This is a genomic window from Shewanella sp. AS16 (assembly GCF_021412365.1).
GTDB classification, from domain to species: domain Bacteria; phylum Pseudomonadota; class Gammaproteobacteria; order Enterobacterales; family Shewanellaceae; genus Shewanella; species Shewanella salipaludis.
Window position 1 is genome coordinate 1 of sequence record NZ_JAKCLK010000484.1, and the last position, 279, is coordinate 279.

The 279-nt window shown below is 58.4% G+C and carries 1 protein-coding gene; it reads right to left on the reverse strand.

Annotated elements, in window-relative coordinates; all coding sequences use genetic code 11:
- On the reverse strand, positions 1-279 hold a 279-nt coding region (locus tag LZP73_RS21200), incomplete at both ends, for a hypothetical protein (RefSeq protein WP_442800796.1).

Below are 279 nucleotides of genomic sequence, written 5' to 3' on the forward strand. Positions count from 1 at the left end.
GGGCCTGTCCGACGTCAAACAGCGACATACTGTCAAGACGCACGGTCTGAACCTGAAGCGAAGCCGTCACCTCCATTTTTTGTTCAGGCGGACGCCAGTCGCGAATGGCGCGTAATACCGGCTGGCGGATGCGTTCGCCGGGGTATAACCCCAGACCGAGGCGCAGTGGTTCTCCTTCCCGGTAATACCCATCGAGCATGGTCGCATCGTCTTTCAGCACCGACAGGTGACGGGCTTTGGTGATAAATTCCTCCACCGGGACGGCATAAAACCGGTGCA